Origin of the sequence: Streptomyces daqingensis (assembly GCF_014645895.1) — a bacterium.
Lineage (GTDB): Bacteria > Actinomycetota > Actinomycetes > Streptomycetales > Streptomycetaceae > Streptomyces > Streptomyces daqingensis.
The window spans coordinates 127,478-145,159 of the sequence record NZ_BMMP01000013.1 but is presented as its reverse complement, the minus strand read 5'-3'; the positions used below and the strand labels follow the sequence as shown (position 1 = coordinate 145,159).

The 17,682-nt window shown below is 72.7% G+C and carries 11 protein-coding genes, 1 pseudogene and 1 riboswitch; of the genes and pseudogenes, 2 read left to right on the top strand and 10 right to left on the bottom strand.

Annotated elements, in window-relative coordinates:
* Positions 1–9: 9 nt before the first annotated feature.
* The gene (locus IEY56_RS19910; RefSeq protein WP_189038601.1) at positions 10–807 is read left to right on the top strand and encodes a cobalt-precorrin-6A reductase; all 798 of its coding nucleotides are present in this window, start codon (positions 10–12) and stop codon (positions 805–807) included.
* Here IEY56_RS19910 and IEY56_RS19905 read toward each other — a convergent pair.
* The 3 genes from IEY56_RS19905 to cobG form a co-directional block, all read right to left on the bottom strand.
* On the bottom strand, positions 793–2,310 hold the full coding sequence (locus tag IEY56_RS19905; RefSeq protein WP_229712061.1) for a precorrin-2 C(20)-methyltransferase: 1,518 nt from the start codon (positions 2,308–2,310) through the stop codon (positions 793–795). The two genes, IEY56_RS19910 and IEY56_RS19905, sit on opposite strands and share 15 nt — an antisense overlap.
* Positions 2,311–2,429: 119 nt before the next feature.
* Positions 2,430–3,137, bottom strand: a complete 708-nt coding sequence (locus tag IEY56_RS19900) for a precorrin-8X methylmutase (RefSeq protein WP_189038600.1) — start codon at positions 3,135–3,137, stop codon at positions 2,430–2,432.
* Between the two features lie 4 nt (positions 3,138–3,141).
* Positions 3,142–4,530: a precorrin-3B synthase gene (cobG, locus tag IEY56_RS19895; RefSeq protein ID WP_189038599.1), complete on the bottom strand. Its 1,389-nt coding sequence runs from the start codon at positions 4,528–4,530 to the stop codon at positions 3,142–3,144.
* A 69-nt stretch (positions 4,531–4,599) separates the two neighbouring features.
* A riboswitch (cobalamin riboswitch) is annotated at positions 4,600–4,762 on the top strand.
* Between the two features lie 31 nt (positions 4,763–4,793).
* Here cobG and cobN point away from each other — a divergent pair.
* Positions 4,794–8,423, top strand: a complete 3,630-nt coding sequence (gene cobN, locus IEY56_RS19890) for a cobaltochelatase subunit CobN (RefSeq protein WP_189038598.1) — start codon at positions 4,794–4,796, stop codon at positions 8,421–8,423.
* A gap of 92 nt (positions 8,424–8,515) precedes the next feature.
* On the opposite strand, the gene IEY56_RS19885 is transcribed toward cobN, so the two are convergent.
* The 7 genes and pseudogenes from IEY56_RS19885 to IEY56_RS19855 form a co-directional block, all read right to left on the bottom strand.
* Positions 8,516–9,700, bottom strand: coding sequence for an acyl-CoA dehydrogenase family protein (locus IEY56_RS19885; RefSeq protein ID WP_444544895.1), 1,185 nt, complete (start codon positions 9,698–9,700; stop codon positions 8,516–8,518).
* Positions 9,701–9,873: 173 nt separating this feature from the next.
* The gene (locus IEY56_RS19880) at positions 9,874–10,599 is read right to left on the bottom strand and encodes an SDR family oxidoreductase (RefSeq protein WP_229712049.1); all 726 of its coding nucleotides are present in this window, start codon (positions 10,597–10,599) and stop codon (positions 9,874–9,876) included.
* Between the two features lie 194 nt (positions 10,600–10,793).
* Positions 10,794–12,623, bottom strand: coding sequence for a choline/carnitine O-acyltransferase (locus IEY56_RS19875; RefSeq protein WP_229712048.1), 1,830 nt, complete (start codon positions 12,621–12,623; stop codon positions 10,794–10,796).
* 108 nt (positions 12,624–12,731) lie between these two features.
* The gene (locus IEY56_RS19870) at positions 12,732–13,583 is read right to left on the bottom strand and encodes a class I SAM-dependent methyltransferase (RefSeq protein WP_189038596.1); all 852 of its coding nucleotides are present in this window, start codon (positions 13,581–13,583) and stop codon (positions 12,732–12,734) included.
* A gap of 205 nt (positions 13,584–13,788) precedes the next feature.
* Positions 13,789–14,658 (bottom strand): HalD/BesD family halogenase, encoded by an 870-nt coding sequence (locus tag IEY56_RS19865; protein ID WP_189038595.1) that lies wholly within the window; start codon positions 14,656–14,658, stop codon positions 13,789–13,791.
* A 449-nt stretch (positions 14,659–15,107) separates the two neighbouring features.
* Positions 15,108–16,463, bottom strand: a complete 1,356-nt coding sequence (locus tag IEY56_RS19860; RefSeq protein WP_189038594.1) for an ABC transporter substrate-binding protein — start codon at positions 16,461–16,463, stop codon at positions 15,108–15,110.
* Between the two features lie 708 nt (positions 16,464–17,171).
* Positions 17,172–17,682: pseudogene (locus tag IEY56_RS19855) on the bottom strand (beta strand repeat-containing protein); the annotation flags it as partial.

Sequence of the window (17,682 nt, the reverse complement as noted above, 5' to 3'; positions counted from 1 at the left end):
CTGCCGTCGATGCACCGTGCCGCCGAGACCGCCGCCGCACCCCGCGTGCTGATCCTCGGCGGCACCACGGAGGCTCGCCGTCTCGCCGGGCTGCTCACCGGGGACCCGGCCGAGCGGTCCCCCGAGGGGGCCGTGCCCCTGCATGTCACGACGTCGCTCGCCGGGCGGGTCGCCAGCCCCGCGCGGGTGCCGGGCGCCGTGCGCGTCGGGGGGTTCGGCGGTGCCCAGGGCATGGCTCGCTGGCTGCGGGAGCACCGGACGGACGTGCTCATCGACGCCACCCATCCTTTCGCCGGCACGATCAGTTCCCACGCGGCGCAGGCCGCGTCCCTCGCCCATGTTCCCCTCCTCGTGCTGCGGCGGCCCGGCTGGGAGCCCGCCGAGGGTGACGACTGGCGTCCCGCCGCCTCGCTGGCCGAGGCCGCGGAGATGCTGCCCGCCCTGGGGAAGCGGGTCTTCCTCACCACGGGACGTACGGGCCTGCCGGCCTTCGCGCACCTCGACGGGCTGTGGTTCCTCCTGCGCTGCGTCGACCCGCCGCAGCCCCCGCTGCCCGCGCACCTGGAGACCGTGCTCGACCGCGGCCCGTTCCGTCTCGAGGACGAGCGCGAACTGCTGAGCAGGCACCGCGTCGACGTCCTGGTCAGCAAGGACAGCGGCGGCGCGGCGACCGCGCCGAAGCTCGTCGCCGCCCGCGAGGCGGGCCTGCCCGTCGTCCTCGTGCGCCGTCCGCCCGTGGTGGAGGGCACGCAGACCGTGGAGGAGCCGGAGCAGGCCGCGGCCTGGGTGCGGTCACGTCTCGGGTGAGCCCTCCGGGGCGTAACGGCGGGGCGTCCACACGGCGGGCTGCCGGCCGTTTCTGTCCGCTCCCCCCTCGCCGTTCGCGCCGCCGCGCGGCACCGTTCGCGTACGGGACGACCCGACGAGCAGGATCGTGCGCATGTCCACCGTCTCCGGTGCGAGGTCGGCCAGTTGCACGGTCCGCACCCGCTCTCCCGGACCGCCGACGTCGCGGGCCACGACGACCGGGGTGTCCGGAGCGCGGTGCTCCAGCAGCAGCTCGCGGGCCTTCGCCACCTGCCAGGTGCGGCTGCGGGAGCCGGGGTTGTAGAGCGCGAGCGCCAGGTCCGCCGACGCGGCCGCCGCGAGCCGTCCGGCGATGACCTCCCAGGGCTTGAGCCGGTCGGAGAGCGAGATGACGGCGTAGTCGTGACCGAGGGGCGCGCCCGCGCGCGCGGCCGCCGCGCTCGCCGCCGTCACACCGGGCACGACCCGCACCGGAACGTCCTGGTACGGCTCCTGCGAGGCGACCTCCAGCACGGCGCTGGCCATCGCGAACACCCCGGGGTCGCCGGACGAGACGACGGCCACGCGCCGGCCGCGCCGCGCGAGGTTCAGGGCGAGCTCGGCGCGTTCGGACTCCACCTTGTTGTCGGAGGCGTGGCGCCGCTGGCCGTGGCGCTCCGGTACCCGGTCGAGGTACGTGGTGTAGCCCACCAGGTCCTGCGCGGCGGCGAGTTCGCCGCGCGCCTCGGGCGTGAGCCACAGCGGCCCCGCGGGGCCCGTGCCGACCACCACGACCTCTCCGCCGCCGGGCGGCGGCCCGGGCGCCCGGCCCGCGCGGCTGGGGAGCACGGCGAGGGAGAAGTACGGCACCGAGCCGGCGTCCGCGTCCGCCAGGGTCCCCGTACGCTCGCCGGCCATGGTGGCGCGCTCGACGTAGCGGGTCTCGTCCAGCCGGCCCGCGTCCTCGACGGCCTTGCGGACGGCGGGGAAGGTACGGCCCAGCTTCATCACTACGGCGGCGTCGGTGGCGGCCAGACGCGCGGTCAGCTCCTCCTCGGGGAGCGTCCCCGGCAGGATCGTCAGCACCTCGTCGCCTTCGGCGAGCGGTGTGCCCAGCCGGGACGCGGCGGCGCTCACGGAGGTGACGCCCGGGACGACCTCCGTCGGATAGCGGTCGGCGAGCCGCTTGTGCATGTGCATGTACGAGCCGTAGAAGAGCGGGTCCCCCTCGGCGAGTACGGCGACGGTGCGGCCCGCGTCGAGGTGCGCCGCGAGACGTGCGGCGGACTCCTCGTAGAACTCCTCGATGGCGCCCCTGTAGCCGCCGGGATGGTCCGTCGTCCCCGTCGTGACGGGGTACACCAGCGCCTCCTCGATGTGATCGGGCCGCAGATGCTCCGCCGCGATGGCGCGCGCGATGGAACGGCCGTGCCGGGCGCTGTGGTAGGCGACGACGTCGGCCCCGGCGATGACCTGCACCGCCCGCAGGGTCATCAGCGACGGGTCGCCGGGGCCGAGCCCCACGCCGTAGAGGCGGCCGGGGGAGCCCGGGCCCGGGGACGGGGCGCGCTGCCCGTGCGGTGCGGCGGCGTCACCGGCCGCGTGCTGTCCGGGGGCCGTGTCCTGAGGATTCTGCTGCTGTGTCACTCTGCTTCGCTCGCTATCGCGTTGATCGCGGCCGCGGCGATCGCGCTGCCGCCGCGTCGTCCTCGTACGACGAGGTGGTCCAGGCCGGACGGGTGGGCCGCGAGTGCGTCCTTGGACTCGGCGGCGCCGACGAAACCGACGGGTACTCCGATGACGGCGGCCGGGCGGGGCGCGCCCTCCTCGACCATCTCCAGCAGCCGGAAGAGAGCCGTGGGCGCGTTGCCCACCGCCACCACGGCACCGTCCAGCCTCTCCTGCCACAGCTCCATCGCCGCGGCGCTGCGCGTGGTGCCCATGCGGGCGGCGAGCCCCGGAACCGACGGGTCGGAGAGCGTGCATACGACGTCGTTGCCCGCGGGCAGGCGCCTGCGGGTGACGCCGCTCGCCACCATGGACACGTCGCACAGGACGGGGGCGCCGGCACGCAGCGCGGCCCGCGCCCGCGCGACCACCCGCGGCGTGAAGGCGAGATCGCGGACGAGGTCGACCATGCCGCAGGCGTGGATCATGCGGACGGCGACCTGGGCGACGTCCGGGGGCAGGCCGGACAGGTCCGTCTCGGCGCGGATCGTGGCGAACGACTGGCGGTAGATGGCCGCGCCGTCCTTCTCGTACCGGTACCCGTGCTCCGGGTGCCCGTCCTGCCGGTCGGGTTCGTCGTTCTGGGCGTACTCGTCGTGCTCGGACACTGCGCTGTCGCTCATCCCGTCACTCTCGTCCGGCGCGTGCCGATGCGACGGCGTGGGCGAGTTCTCCGTCCGGCACGGCCCGCTCCCGTATGGAGCCCTCTGCCTGAACGGCCACCGTATAGCCGTTCCCGCCCGCCACGACATCGACCACGTCACCCTTGGGGCGTCCGCAGCGGCGTTCGCAGCCCGAGAAGTGGACCGGCAGCAGGGACGTTCCCTCAGGCGCGGCGGGGGCGGCGGAGCCGGGTGCGGCGTCGGCCCGCCCCGGGGCCGCGTCGGAGCGCACGTCGCGGTGCGAGCGGGCGCAGCCGGGCAGGCCGGTGCAGGCGCTGACGCCGTGCCAGGGGGAGTCCGCGCCGGTGACGAGCCCGGCATCGCTCAGCTCGCGCAGTTGTGCCGCCGCCTCCGCGGCGGGCAGGTCGGGGACGACGACGCCGCGCCAGGGCGTCACCCGCAGCTCGCCCTTCGCGGGGCCGTCGTCCGCGCCCCCCGGCTGTCCGGACAGGGAGGCCAGCCGGTGCAGCTGCTCCGAGGTCAGGCGCCCCAGCCGGGCGAGGACGTACAGGGAGCGGCGGCCCGCCGGGCCTTCCACCAGGCCCGGTGCCGGAGCGGAGACGGCGGGAAGGGGAGGGACGCCGGCGACCGGCCGCACCGGCACGTCGGCGCCGCGCAGCCGGCGGGCCACGCGGAGGGTCAACTGTTCGCGCCCGTCCGGTAGTTCGCTCACGCGCCAGACCGCCGAGCCGCTCTCCCGTACGGCCGAGAGAAAGGCCTCGGCCGCCAGCAGCGCCGTGTCCGGCGCGTGTTCGGCGGGGACACGCACGGCCGCGGTACCGGCCAACCGCAGCAGGGCCTCCCGGCCGCAGGGCAGGGCGATCAATGTCACATCCGCGTCCAGGCCCGCGGTGTCGCCGCGGCCGTCGTCGAAGGCGAAGAGGAAGCGGCCCGAGAGCTCCGTCGCGTCCTCACTGGCCAGCAGAAGCTCGTCCAACTGGGCGGCCCACGGCCGGACATCGGCGTGACCGTGTCCGTCCAGGCCGCTGAGCGGGGAGGCGACGACGTTGCGCACCCGGTCGTGCCGGGGCGAGGGCAGCAGACCGGCCCCGTCGAGACGGGCCGCGAGTTCGGCGCTCTCCTGCCCGTTCAGGCCCCGGAGCTGCAGGTTGCCGCGTGAGGTGACGTCGATGTGGCCGTCACCGAGAGCGTCCGCCGTCTCGGCCAGCACGCGGGCCTGCGCGGAGGTCAGGAGGCCCGCGGGGACGCGGATGCGGGCCAGCGCGCCGTCGTCGGCGGGGTGCAGCCGCAGCGCTCCGGGGCAGGCGTCGCCGCGGTCCCGTCCGTGCCGGCCGGGCCGGGCCCGGGTGTCCGTTCCGTCCCGATCCCGTGCGGTGGAGGCGAGTTGCGGCATGGCGGCGAGCATACCGACGGCCTGGGAGGACGCCGCCGCGCCCGTATCCCGCGGGCCGCCGCGGCGGCCCTTACGATGTTGCACGGCGGGCCGCGCGGCCCGCCACCGTCAGCGACGGCGCCAGGGGAGGAAGCCGGTGTGAATCCGGCGCGGTCCCGCCACTGTGAGCCCGTCATGTGCGTGCTTGAGCACATGGGGGCGAGCCAGGAACTCCCGCCGTCTCTTCACCGCCCGGGGCGCGGACCCCGAGGAAGGCCTGCCGCATGATTCTGCTGCTGTCCACGTCCGACACCGATCTGCTCAGCGCACGCTCCGCGGCCGGCCCGGTGCCCTACCGCTACGCGAACCCCTCCCGGCTCACCCTCGAAGAGCTTCCCGGACTGCTGGACGGCGCCGAACTCGTCGTCGTACGGCTGCTGGGCGGGGTGCGCGCCTGGGAGGAGGGGCTGGAAGCCGTCCTCGCGCAGGGCCGGCCCGTCGTGGTCCTCACCGGTGAACAGGCCCCCGACGCACAGCTGATGGAGCACTCCACGGTGCCCGTCGGCATCGCCACCGAGGCCCACGCGTACCTCGCGCACGGCGGCCCCGCGAACCTGGAGCAGCTCGCGCGGTTCCTCTCCGACACCGTTCTGCTGAGCGGGCACGGCTTCGAACCGCCCGCGCCGGCGCCCAGTTGGGGACCGCTGGAGCGGAGGGGCCGGCCGGATGCGGACGGGCCCGCTGTGGCGGTGCTCTACTACCGCGCGCACCACATGAGCGGCAACACGGCATTCGTCGAGGCCCTCTGCCGTGCGATCGAGGACGCCGGAGGCCGTCCGCTGCCGCTCTACGTCGCGTCGCTGCGCGCACCGGAACCCGAACTGCTCGACGCGCTGCGGCCGGTGGACGCCGTGGTCACCACCGTGCTCGCCGCGGGAGGGACGAAGCCCGCGGATGCCTCGGCGGGCGGTGACGACGAGGCGTGGGACGCCGGAGCGCTCGCGTCCCTCGACGTGCCCGTCCTCCAGGCCCTGTGCCTCACCAGTCCCCGCAGCGCGTGGGAGGAGAACGACGAGGGCGTCTCCCCGCTCGACGCGGCCAGCCAGGTCGCCGTGCCGGAGTTCGACGGACGGCTGATCACCGTGCCGTTCTCCTTCAAGGAGATCGACGAGGACGGCCTGCCCGCCTACGTCCCCGACGCCGAACGCGCCGCGCGCGTCGCGGGGATCGCAGTCCGCCACGCCCGGCTGCGCCGGACTCCCGCCGCGGAGAAGCGCGTCGCCCTCGTGCTGTCCGCCTACCCGACGAAGCACTCGCGGATCGGCAACGCCGTCGGACTCGACACACCGGCCAGCGCGGTCGCGCTGCTGCGCCGGATGCGCGACGAGGGCTACGACTTCGGGCAGGGCGAGGACGGCGCCGAGCCCGTGCCCGGACTGGAGTCGGGCGACGGCGACGAGCTGATCCGCGCCCTCATCGAGGCGGGCGGACACGACCAGGACTGGCTCACGGAGGAGCAGCTGGCCCGCAACCCCGTGCGCATCCCGGCTGCCGACTACCGCCGCTGGTACGCGCAACTCCCCGCGGAACTGCGGCAGTCGGTGGAGGAGCACTGGGGGCCGCCGCCCGGTGAGATGTTCGTCGACCGCAGCCGCGACGAGGACGGCGACATCGTCCTGGCGGCCCTCCGCAGGGGCAACCTGCTGATCCTCATCCAGCCGCCGCGCGGCTTCGGGGAGAATCCCGTCGCGATCTACCACGACCCCGATCTCCCGCCGTCCCACCACTACTTGGCGGCCTACCGGTGGATCGCCGCCTCCCGCGACGACCGGGGATTCGGCGCCGACGCCATGATCCACCTGGGCAAGCACGGCAACCTGGAGTGGCTGCCGGGGAAGAACGCCGGCCTGTCCGCCGTCTGCGCACCCGACGCCGCCCTGGGCGACGTGCCGCTGATCTACCCCTTCCTCGTCAACGACCCGGGCGAGGGGACCCAGGCCAAGCGCCGCGCGCACGCCACGCTCGTCGACCACCTCGTGCCGCCCATGGCGCGCGCCGAGTCCTACGGCGACATCGCCAGGCTGGAGCAGCTCCTCGACGAGTACGCGGCGGTCTCCTCGATGGACCCGGCGAAGCTGCCCGCCATCCGCGCCCAGATCTGGACGCTCATCCAGGCGGCTAAGCTCGACCACGACCTGGGCCTCGAAGAACGCCCCGACGACGAGGGCTTCGACGACTTCCTGCTGCACGTCGACGGGTGGCTGTGCGAGGTCAAGGACGCCCAGATCCGCGACGGACTCCACGTGCTGGGCGCGGCGCCGCGAGGCCCCGAGCGCGTCAACCTCGTCCTCGCCGTGCTGCGCGCCCGCCAGATCTGGGGCGGCGCCACCACCCTGCCGGGGCTGCGCGAGGCGCTGGGCCTGGACGAGTCGGCCGCCGACCGCGGCGGCGCGGACGCAGCCGAGGCCGCGGCCCGCTCCCTCGTCGAGGCGATGGAGGACGCCGGATGGGACCCGGGCGCCGTGCCGGGGGCGGTCGCCGAGCTGCCCGGGGAGCAGCGTCGACAGGCCGGCGCCGTACTGGACTTCGCGGCGCGCGAGGTCGTGCCGCGGCTGGCGGCGACCACGCAGGAGATCGACCACGCCGTGCACGCCCTCGCGGGCGGCTCCGTCCCGGCGGGGCCCTCCGGCTCCCCGCTGCGGGGCCTGGTCAACGTGCTGCCGACCGGCCGCAACTTCTACTCCGTCGACCCCAAGGCCGTGCCCAGCCGCCTGGCCTGGGACACCGGAACCGCACTCGCCGACTCCCTGCTGGAGCGGTACCGCACCGAGACCGGCGAATGGCCGAGCTCCGTCGGCCTGTCCCTGTGGGGCACCAGCGCGATGCGCACGTCGGGCGACGACATCGCGGAGGCGCTGGCGCTGCTGGGCGTCCGCCCCGTATGGGACGACGCGTCGCGGCGCGTGACCGGACTGGAGCCGGTGCCGCTGGAGGAGCTGGGGCGTCCCCGCATCGACGTCACGCTGCGCATCAGCGGATTCTTCCGCGACGCCTTCCCGCACGCCGTGGGGCTGCTCGACGACGCCGTACGGCTCGCCGCCTCCCTGGAGGAATCCGCGGAGGACAACCGCGTACGGGCCCACGCCCAGGCCGACCTGGCCGAGCACGGCGACGAACGCCGCGCCACCACACGCATCTTCGGCTCCCGCCCCGGCACGTACGGCGCGGGCCTGCTGCAGCTCATCGACTCGCGGGACTGGCGCACGGACGCCGACCTGGCCGAGGTCTACACGGCGTGGGGCGGCTACGCCTACGGCCGCGACCTCGAAGGGCGCCCCGCCCGGGAGGAGATGGAGACGGCCTACCGTCGCATCGCGGTCGCCGCGAAGAACACCGACACGCGTGAGCACGACATCGCCGACTCCGACGACTACTTCCAGTACCACGGCGGGATGGTCGCCACCGTACGGGCGCTGCGCGGCACCGCGCCCGAGGCGTACATCGGCGACTCGACGCGGCCCGAGACCGTGCGCACCCGCACCCTCGTGGAGGAGACCTCACGGGTCTTCCGCGCCCGCGTCGTCAACCCCCGCTGGATCGCGGCGATGCAGCGGCACGGATACAAGGGGGCGTTCGAACTCGCCGCCACCGTCGACTACCTCTTCGGATACGACGCGACGACCGGCGTCGTCGCCGACTGGATGTACGACAAGCTCGCCTCGGCCTACGTGCTCGACCCGGAGAACCGCGCCTTCCTGCAGGAGGCCAACCCGTGGGCCCTGCACGGCATCACCGAGCGCCTTCTGGAGGCGGAGTCCCGCGGCATGTGGGCCGAGCCCGACCCCGCCGTCCTGGAGGAGCTGCGGAGGATCTTCCTGGAGACGGAAGGCGAGCTGGAGGACGACGGCGAGTGAGCCGAACACGCCTGTGCCGGGCCTGAGTCGACGAGGCCGCCGCCGCTGCGGCGGGACCTCGTCGACTCAGGCGGGCGCGCGCCTGTGCCGCGTCAGCGGAACGCGGCGTCGCCCGTCAGCGCCTGTCCGATCACGAGCTGGTGCACCTCGGACGTCCCCTCGTACGTCAGAACCGACTCGAGGTTGTTGGCGTGCCGCATCACCGGATACTCCAGGGTGATGCCGGCGGCGCCGAGCATCGTGCGGCACTCGCGCGCGATGGCGATGGCCTCCCGCACGTTGTTCAGCTTCCCGAGGCTGACCTGCTCGGGGCGGAGCGAGCCGGCGTCCTTCAGCCCCGCCAGGTGGAGCGCCAGCAGCATCCCCTTGCCCAGCTCGAGCGACATGTCCGCGAGCTTGGCCTGGGAGAGCTGGTACGCGGCGAGGGGCTTGTCGAAGATCTCGCGCTCCCGGGCGTAGGCGATCGTCGTCTCCAGGCAGTCGCGCGCGGCGCCCAGAGCGCCGAAGACGATGCCGTACCGGGCCTCGTTGAGGCACGACAGCGGCCCGGAGAGCCCCGCAGCGTCCGGCAGCACCGCCGACTCGGGCAGGCGGACGCCGTCCATCACCAGCTCGGAGGTGACCGACGCCCGCAGCGACATCTTCTTCTTGATCTCCGGCGCCGAGAAGCCGGGGGTGTCGGTGGGGACGACGAACCCGCGGACCCGGTCGTCGGTCTGCGCCCACACCACGGCCACGTCCGCCACCGACCCGTTGGTGATCCACATCTTGGTGCCGTCGAGCACCCAGTCGGAGCCGTCGCGCCGTGCGCGCGTACGCATGCCCGCCGGGTTGGAGCCGAAGTCCGGCTCCGTCAGCCCGAAGCAGCCGATCGCCTCGCCGGCGGCCATCGCAGGCAGCCAACGCTGCTTCTGCTCCTCGCTGCCGTACCGCCAGATCGCGAACATCGCCAGCGAGCCCTGCACGGACACCAGCGACCGCAGCCCCGAGTCGCCCGCCTCCAGCTCCATGCAGGCCAGGCCGTACGCCGTCGCGCTGGTCCCCGCGCAGCCGTAGCCCGTCAGGTGCATCCCGAGCACGCCGAGCGAGCCCAGCTCCTTGGCGAGGTCCCGGGCGGGGACGGAGCCGGCCTCGTACCAGTCGCCCAGCTTCGGCTTCACCTTGTCCTCGACGAACCTGCGGACGGTGTCCCTGATCGCACGGTCCTCCTCGCCGATGAGCGAGTCGGTGCCGAACAGGCCGAGCGGGCTCTGAGGTGTCACGGGGGCCACGGAGATCTCCTCGTCCACGGACGGCGCCTCCACCGCGCACTGCGCCGGTTTCCACGCCGCTGTCTGCGTCGAATCCCTGGGCACGCTACAGGCCGACCTGCGGCGAAGCCACGGCGCACCACGCAAGGTGAGAGCCCTGCCACACGGCGTCCGGAAAGCCGCCGCCGGGGGCGTCCGCGTCAGTCGATGGTGTGTCCGCCGTTGACGGTCACGCGCTCGCCGGTGATGAACGCGGCGGCCCCGGACGCCAGGAACGACACGGTGGACGCGACGTCGCCGGGGCTTCCCGTCCGGCCCAGCGGAACCTCGGACGCGTACGCGCGCAGCTCCTCCTCGTTCGCTCCCGCATGCCGCTCGACGGGCACCCAGCCCGGAGCGACGAGGTTCACGGTGATCCCGTGGGGGCCCAGCTCCCGCGCCCAGGAGCGCGTCAGGCCGAGCTGCGCTCCCTTCGCCGCCACGTAGGCGGACATGCCCGGCAGCGCGCGTTCGAACATGTCGGACCCGATCTGGATCACCCTGCCGCGGCCCAGGCCCTTCATGCCGGGCAGCGCGGCACGCAGCAGCAGCGTGGGGCTCTTGACGAAGAAGCGGAGCTGGTCCAAGTGCGCGTCCCAGGTGAGCTGTTCGACGGGAACGGCCGGCTGGGGACCGGTGGCGTTGAGGACCAGCACCTCGACCGGCCCGCCCAGCAGCCGCTCGGCTTGTCCGACGAGGCCGGTGACCGACTCCTCGTCCGTGACGTCCGCGCACAGGGCCTCCGCGGTGCCGCCGACTTCGCGGACGGCCGCCACGACCTTGGCGGCTCCGGCAGCGTCGGACCTGTAGTTGACGGCCACGGGCCACCCGTCGGCAGCCAACTGCCGTGCTATGGAGGCCCCCAGGCCCCGTGAGGCCCCGGTCACCAGTGCCACTCCCGACCCTGGGGAGCCACCGGGAACCGTGGCCGGGCGCTCTTCCGGGGCGCGGTCCGGAGCTGAATGACGGGACATGACAACCAGTATGGACCGGGGCCGTGGCCCACGGCCCGCCCTTTCCCGCCCGCCCGGGGCCCGCGGCGCCGTCACACCTGGCGCCGCGGGCCCCGTGGTGGGGCGGTTCAGGCGTCCGTACGGCCTTCCGCGAGCAGCTCGCGCAGCTCCGCCACCGCGTCCCGGAGGCAGTCGGCGAAGGTGTGCATCTGTCCGGCCACCGTCTTCGGCGTGCTCAGGTACAGGTTGAAGCGGTCCGGCAGCAGGACGTAGGCGACGCCGATGCAGCGGCTGCTCGTCGAACCGAAGCCGAAGTACTGGATGTTGACGGACGGCGCGGAACTCGTGCTCAGGTAGTCGTCCCGCATCGTCAGCCACCCCGGCGTGCGGAAGAGCGCGGGCTGCTCCGGCACCCCGACCTCCCCGCCGCGCCTGCGCTGGATCAACTCCAGTTCCCACAGGTGCTGTTCGGGGGCCTCGACGGCCTGGCACTCCTTGGCCCGCGCCACGTGCTTCTCCGCCGCGGCACGGAACGCGGCACGCCGCGTCTCCCCGTCGGCGGCCCCGTCGTCCATGGCGGCCACGAAGTCGAACATCTCCGGGGTGACGACGCGCATCGCCTCCGTACGGCCGTGACGGTACTGGCGGGTCGCGATCGACTCGTACGTGGCGCCGAGGTGGCCCTTCGCCCTCTTGTGCGCGAGCTGGTAGGCCAGCTGCACGAACGCGTCGGGCGACACCCCCAGCGACTTCGCTGTGCTGCTGCCGAAGTCCTCGAAGGAGACGGTGCGCGTCGCGGTGTCGCGTCCGTACTGGGCGAACGCGTCGGCGGCGGAGCGCACCCGTTCCCGCAGCGAGTCGTCCAGCGCGAACTCGACGGGCCCGACGGCGGGCTGCCCCTGGGAGCGTGCCCCCGAGGCCGACGAGTGCTCCTCGGGGGTGCTGTTCAGCAGCGCGTCCGTGAAGCTGAGGACGGTGGTGCCGTCCAGCTGGCAGTGCTCGATGTTCAGACCCGCACGCCCGTCCTCGAAGACGACGATCGAGACGGCCTTGTCGAACCAGCGGTTGCCGCGGTCGCCGTGGAGCAGCTCGTCGCACGCCTCCTGGACGCCGGCCGGTGCGAAGTCCTCCAGGCAGACGCAGAACAGGGCCGTCTCGATGACCTCGAGCGACTCGGCGTTGCCGGGGTGGAGCGCGATCAGCGACTCCCGCGTCCCCGCCCATTCGGCGCGGGCCATCGTCGTGAGGTGGCCCACCGAGGAGTCCGGCGCGGCCGGTTCGGCTGCCGCCTTCATCACCGCCCGCAGTCCGGACTCGAGATCACCGAGACTGTGCGGCGTGCCGTCCTCGCCCAGGACGTCCATGCGGAACATCCGGCCCTTGTGCAGGACCACGACGTGCCGCTCGCGCGACGGGCCCGGCCACGCCTCGGAGTACGGGGTGCGGGAGGTGTCCAGCTCGGCACCGGGGATGCGGGTGCTGGAGAAGAGGTACTTGTGCTGCTCCATCGACTGCGGGCGGCCCCGGAGAACCACCGGCGGGATGGTCTCCTCGTCGATCTGCCGCTTGTAGGCGACCGCGCCGGCGACGAGTCCGGCGGCCCGCTCGACCTGGGTCTGCGGCGAATCCCGGAAGAGAAAGAAGAAGTTGGCGTTGAGGGCGATCCGGTCACGGCGTCCCAGGTAGCGGTAGGGCCAGAACGTGTCCAGCCAACTGTTCACCTCCTCGCGGGCGTTGTATTCCTCCAGCGCGGAGTGCAGGGCGCGTCCCCAGCCGCCGGGCCGAAGGAACTCCTCGACCTCGGCCCGCGTCTCGGCGAGTTCGCCGGGTGTGAGCAGCGGTGCGCACCAGGAGAGGAACCGCTCGCAGCTCTCCTCGAGGGTGGGCAGCGGCACGCGCGGCAGGGAGTCCTCCTGCGCGAAGGTCGGGACGGTCGCACTTCCCTGACTGCTGTTCAATTCTGCTCTCACTTCGGATCGTTGATACGGGTGACGGGTGACGGGTGACGGGTGTGTGCGGACGTTGCCGGCGTCGGCGACCGGCGGCCGCAGAGCGCCGGCGGGGCTCTACGACGGCGGGCCGGACGGTCCCGTGCCGGCGGGGCGGGAGAGGTGGAGCTGCGCGTACAGCCAGCCTTCCTCCTCCAGGCCCCCGGGATCCACCCCGGCTTCCCTCATCGTCCGCAGCACGAGCGCCTGCTCCTCCTCGGAGGCGAAACGGCGCTGCTTGTGCAACTCGTCGAGTCGGACGGTCTCGTAGCCCAGCTGCGCGAGCGCCGTCTCGACGGGGTCGAAGGGAAACATGCGGAGGACGAAGTGCGCCATCCAGGGCCGGTGTTCACCCACGGAACGGACGATACGCGTAAGGGTGCGCCCGGTGACGTAGCCGATGCACCCCGTCGAGATCACCAGGTCCGTGCCGGCGAGGCGGGCCCGCTGATGCGCCGTCGGCTCCTCTCGTTCCAGGTCTGCGTGGACGGCCTCGTCCAGGAACCCCGCCTCCAGGGCGTACGCCAGCGCGCTCGCGGAGGTGTCGAGTCCGATGAACCGGGTGCGGCGGACGGGCAGATGGGACCTTGCCAGCTTCCGGTCCCTGGCGAGAAGGGCGGCGGTGGTCTCGGCCGGTGCCGCACCGTCCGTGCCCGCGCGCTCGTCGTGGTAGCGCGCGTACATGGCCTCCATGGTGACGTCGTACTTCAGGAGCGCCGCGTTGATGCCGTAGGAGCAGCCGACGTCCAGGATCTTCGGCACCTCCACGCCCCGCGCCTGCCGGTACTCGTCGATGAGCTTCACGAAGTACGGCTTGGCCTCCTGCGGGACGCGGTAGTCGAGGCGGCGGAGCTGGGTGAAGTAGGCGCGCGGATCGGGCTGCGTGTAGATGTGGTCGAGCGAGACCTTGCCGGTGGCGTCGAAGCGCACGGGATTTGCTCCTGGGAGTCGTCGCGGTGGGGGAGTCGCGGCCGGGGTGCCGTCCCGCCTGAGCCGATGTCCCGTCCGGCGGCCGGGTCCTGACGGCGGCTCAGGCCGGGCGCCGGGGGAGGCCACGGGAGGGACGGAACCGGCAAGCGCGGAGCCGGAGTCCGGGTGCGGAGTCACGGGCGGGGCCGCCGGGGACGGGCCGGGGTCAGTCCAGCAGCCGGTCTCCCCGCACCGCCCTGCCCTCGGCGGCGAGATGCTCGGGCAGTACGCGGCCGAAGAGCTGCCGCGTACGCGAGACGCTGCCGATGACGCCCGGACGCTCGCTGTAGGCGAAGATCGCCGAGTGCCTGGCGAGGGAGCCGCGCACCGGGCTGACCCTGTGAAGGGAGTAGCGGCCCTTGAACAGCTGCAGGTCTCCCGGGCGGAGGGGCAGCCGCCGGACCGGCTCGCCGCCTTCGCCCGCCAGCACGTTCCGCACCGCGGGGAAGTTCTCCTCCTCGGCGCTGCGGATGTTGGGGCAGTACTCGAAGACGCCGCCGTCCTCCGCCGCCTGCGTGAGCATGCTGACGGTGAACTCGTTGGTGTCGAAGTGCCACGGGTGTTCCATGCCGGGCTCGACGACGTTGAGGACCAGCCCGGAGAGCGGATCGCCCAGTTCGTGCAGCTCGCCCAGTTCGAAGCAGCGGGCGACGAACTGCTGGAAGAGCGCGTGCGAGTAGAGCCGGCTGATCAGCGAGCCGGCGGGGACGCGGTCGCGGGGGACGAAGGCGTTGCCCCGCTCGAAGGCGGTCCGGCCGGGATGGTCCTCGGGGAGGTCCGCGTCGACGGCCATGTTGTAGACGTTCACGGTCGCGACGTCGAAGTGGGCGCGGGGAGCCATGGCCGCGCACTCGCGCTGCAGGAGCCCCTGCAGCGACGGGCGGATGAAGTCGGGGAGCACCGTGCAGCCGTCCGCGGCCAGTTCACGCCGTGCCCGGGAGACGACGGCGGCGCCCGTTTCGCCGTCCAGGTCCGAGAGGGGATAGCGGTCCGAGTCGACCAGGTCTTCGAGGGGCAGGGCTTCCGAAGTGCTCATCAGGTCCTCTCCGGAACTCTCAACTCTACTGAGTAGTAACAGAGTTGAAGCTCCCACAGGCGGACCTGATTGTCTGTGACACGCCACACGTGACCATGGTCTGCGGTGGTGGAGAGGGGTCCGGAGCGACAGCCGGAGGGTGTGGGAGTGCGGCCTTGCGCACGCTTCGCGACGGATGCGGGCGGTCCGCACGCGGGAGCGCTCCGGGCAGCCGTTCGCGCATGCCGCGCCCGCCGGGCACGCCCGCGCGGACGGCGTCCGCGCCGCGGCCGTCCGCCTGGGCCGATGCGCCAGGCCGGCCCCGTCAGGGCGGCCGGCGTTCAGTGGGACGGCCCCCACGCCGTCACCACCAGCCGGCGTCCGGCGGCTGCTCTCGTGAGCCGGACGTCGGCGCTGCGCCCCCCGAGGGGGAGTTCAGCGTCGTGCTGTACCGATGTCCTCCCTGCCGGTCACCCCGTACCCGTGGCCGAGGCGTCCAGGTAGGCCTTGGCAGCCGCGGCGTCCAGCTTCCGGGCGGTCGCCTCCGGGTTGGACGGGTCCCGCACGAAGTCCTGCAGGAGCTGCCACTCGCCCTGCCCGGGGGTCCCGCCGAACGGTCCCGGCGCCTGGTCGGACATGTCGAACTGCACGGCCTCGCCGGCGTCCACGAGGGACTTGGCGATCTTGCGGGTCGTGTCGTCGGGGTAGGCGTCCAGGTCGAGGTTGATGTTGGGCGAGAGGAAGCCGCCCTCCTTGGCCCATATGGAGGCGGCCTTGGGGCTCGCCAGGTACTCGATGAAGGACATCGCCAGTTCCTTGTTCTTGCTGTCCTTCATGGCGACGGCGGCGTCCCCGCCGCTCAGTACGGGCGCCTCGCCGTCGTCGACCTTGGGGAACGGGAAGAAGTTGGCGACCTTGTCGACGTCCTTCTTCGACTCCCCGGCGATGAGACCCGCGACGAAGTCGCCCTCGTAGACCATGGCCGCCTTCGGCTTCTTGCCGAAGACCGCCTCCACGGACTCGGCCAGGTCGGTCCGCAGGGCTTCCGTGCCCCCTCCGACGGTCAGGTCCTGGTCGTTGGTGAGCTTGCCGAGTGTCTTCAGCGCCTTGACGACGGTCGGGTCCGTCCAGCCGATCTCGTTGGTGGCGAGCTTGGCGTAGTTGGTGGGCCCGGCCTGGGCGAGGTAGATGTTCTCGAACCAGTCGGTGAGGGGCCAGGCGTCCTTGCCCGCGACGGAGAACGCCGGGTAGCCCGCGGCCGAAAGCTTTTTGCCGACCCTCAGCATCTCGTCGTAGTCGGTCGGCGGCAGCACCTCGGCCTTGTCGAACGCCTTCGGGTTGTACCAGACGGTCGACTTGTGGGACGCCTTGAAGTACAGGCCGTAGAAGACGCGTCTGTAGCTGCCGTAGTTCTGCCACACCAGCGCGAAGTTGCGGGCGGCCTCAAGCTCGACGCTCGGCGGCAGCGGTTCGAGCCAGCCCTTCTGCGCGAACTGCTGGAGAACGCCGACCTGCGGCACCATCGCCACGTCGGGGGCCTTCTTGCTCTTGACCTTGTCGCGGATGAACGCGGCGAAGTCGTCCACGCCGGTCGCCCGGCTGGACTCGAACTTCACCTTGGCGCCCGTCTTGGCCGTGAAGCCGTCCAGCACCTTCCGGAAGGCCTTGCCCTCTCCGCCGTCCCAGGTCCCGGCGACCGTGAGCGTCCGGCCGCTGAACTCCTGGTCGCCGGAGCCCTGATTGAGGCTGCTGCAGGCAGTCGCCGTGAGGACGAGCGCCACGGCGGCCGCAGACAGTCCAGATAGCGCTTTGTGAGGTTTTCTCATGGTTTCTCTTTCAAGGCAGCTTGTCCGTGTGCTGAATCGCGCCGTTCACCTTTCGCTGTAGAGCGCGTTTTGCTGGCGCAGCAGCCGCCTCGGAGGACGAAACGGCCGTACGCCGGGCCCGGAGCGGTGCTGGAACTCCCTGTTCAACTGTCCTTCGCCACGCGAAAACGAGCGTTGGACGGGCGTCCCCAGAACGCATGCTGCCCTCGCCGCACGGGTGGGCGCCCAAGGCGCGTCCTGGCCCGTCACGGCATCAGACGGGCTGGTCTGACCCGACCGGTTCGCGAGGTGTTCGCGCCTGACAACGTAGTGGAGTGAGTTCAGCAGCGACACGGTTGTTGCAGAATGCGACGAAAAAATCTCAGACGGTGCCCGCACGTTCCGGATCAGGGCTTCTACGGCGGTCAGTTCACCGGGAAAGTCGATTACGTCGACAAAGTCGCGAAGTGAAGAAAAGTCGAATACGGCCGGGTGAACACGAATATCCGAGTAGGGCGTCTCGGGGTGATACGCGGAGTAACCTCTCGGCCCGTTCCGGAACCGGAGCCTACACATGCCGCGCGACCCGGCGCGGCCGCGGGCGGCACCTCGTCGCGGAGGCACCCCGGACACGGCCACGCCGGGCCGCGTGGAGCGGCCCGGCGTGGTGTGGGCTGAGTCAGCCGGTCGGTGGGACGTCGGATCGGTGGACGGTGTCGGGGACGGGGGTCAGGGCAGCAGCGGCGACGCCACGAACGTCAGCGGTGCCGTCGTCGTCGAGGAGCCGAGGCAGCCGTCCCCGGCGAAGCTCGCCCGGTACGTGCTCGCCGTGATGATGACCGGGCTGACCACGCGGTTCGGGGGAGCGATCGTCGCCACGCCCGAGGCGTTGGTGACCGCGCTGCCGATCACCGTGGTGCCTCCTGCGCGGTTGGCCACGAAGGTGACCGTGCGCCCGGCGATCGGGTTGTTGGTCGCCGTCTCCCTGAGCGTGGCGCTCATCGCCGGGATGACGAACTGCCCGTTCGTGCGCACCCGGACCTGCGCGGGGGCGGCGGTCAGGGTCGTACCCGTCGTGCCGGGCGTGACCGCCACCGAGCCCGAGGAGCCCTGGCGGCAGGCGTCGCCGTTGTAGGTGGCGGTGACGGTGCCGCTGGTCGAGGTGGTGGTGCAGGCCTGGCCGGAGGCGTTGAGTCCGACGGTCTGGTTGAGTCCTCCTGGTCCGGTGAAGGTGACGGTT

Coding starts and splice junctions, on each gene's coding strand:
- IEY56_RS19910 (WP_189038601.1), top strand. CDS start 10: ATGCACCGTGCCGCCGAGACCGCCGCCGCACCCCGCGTGCTGATCCTC.
- IEY56_RS19900 (WP_189038600.1), bottom strand. CDS start 3,137: ATGAGCGACAGCGCAGTGTCCGAGCACGACGAGTACGCCCAGAACGAC.
- cobG (WP_189038599.1), bottom strand. CDS start 4,530: ATGCCGCAACTCGCCTCCACCGCACGGGATCGGGACGGAACGGACACC.
- IEY56_RS19865 (WP_189038595.1), bottom strand. CDS start 14,658: ATGAGCACTTCGGAAGCCCTGCCCCTCGAAGACCTGGTCGACTCGGAC.
- cobN (WP_189038598.1), top strand. CDS start 4,794: ATGATTCTGCTGCTGTCCACGTCCGACACCGATCTGCTCAGCGCACGC.
- IEY56_RS19860 (WP_189038594.1), bottom strand. CDS start 16,463: ATGAGAAAACCTCACAAAGCGCTATCTGGACTGTCTGCGGCCGCCGTG.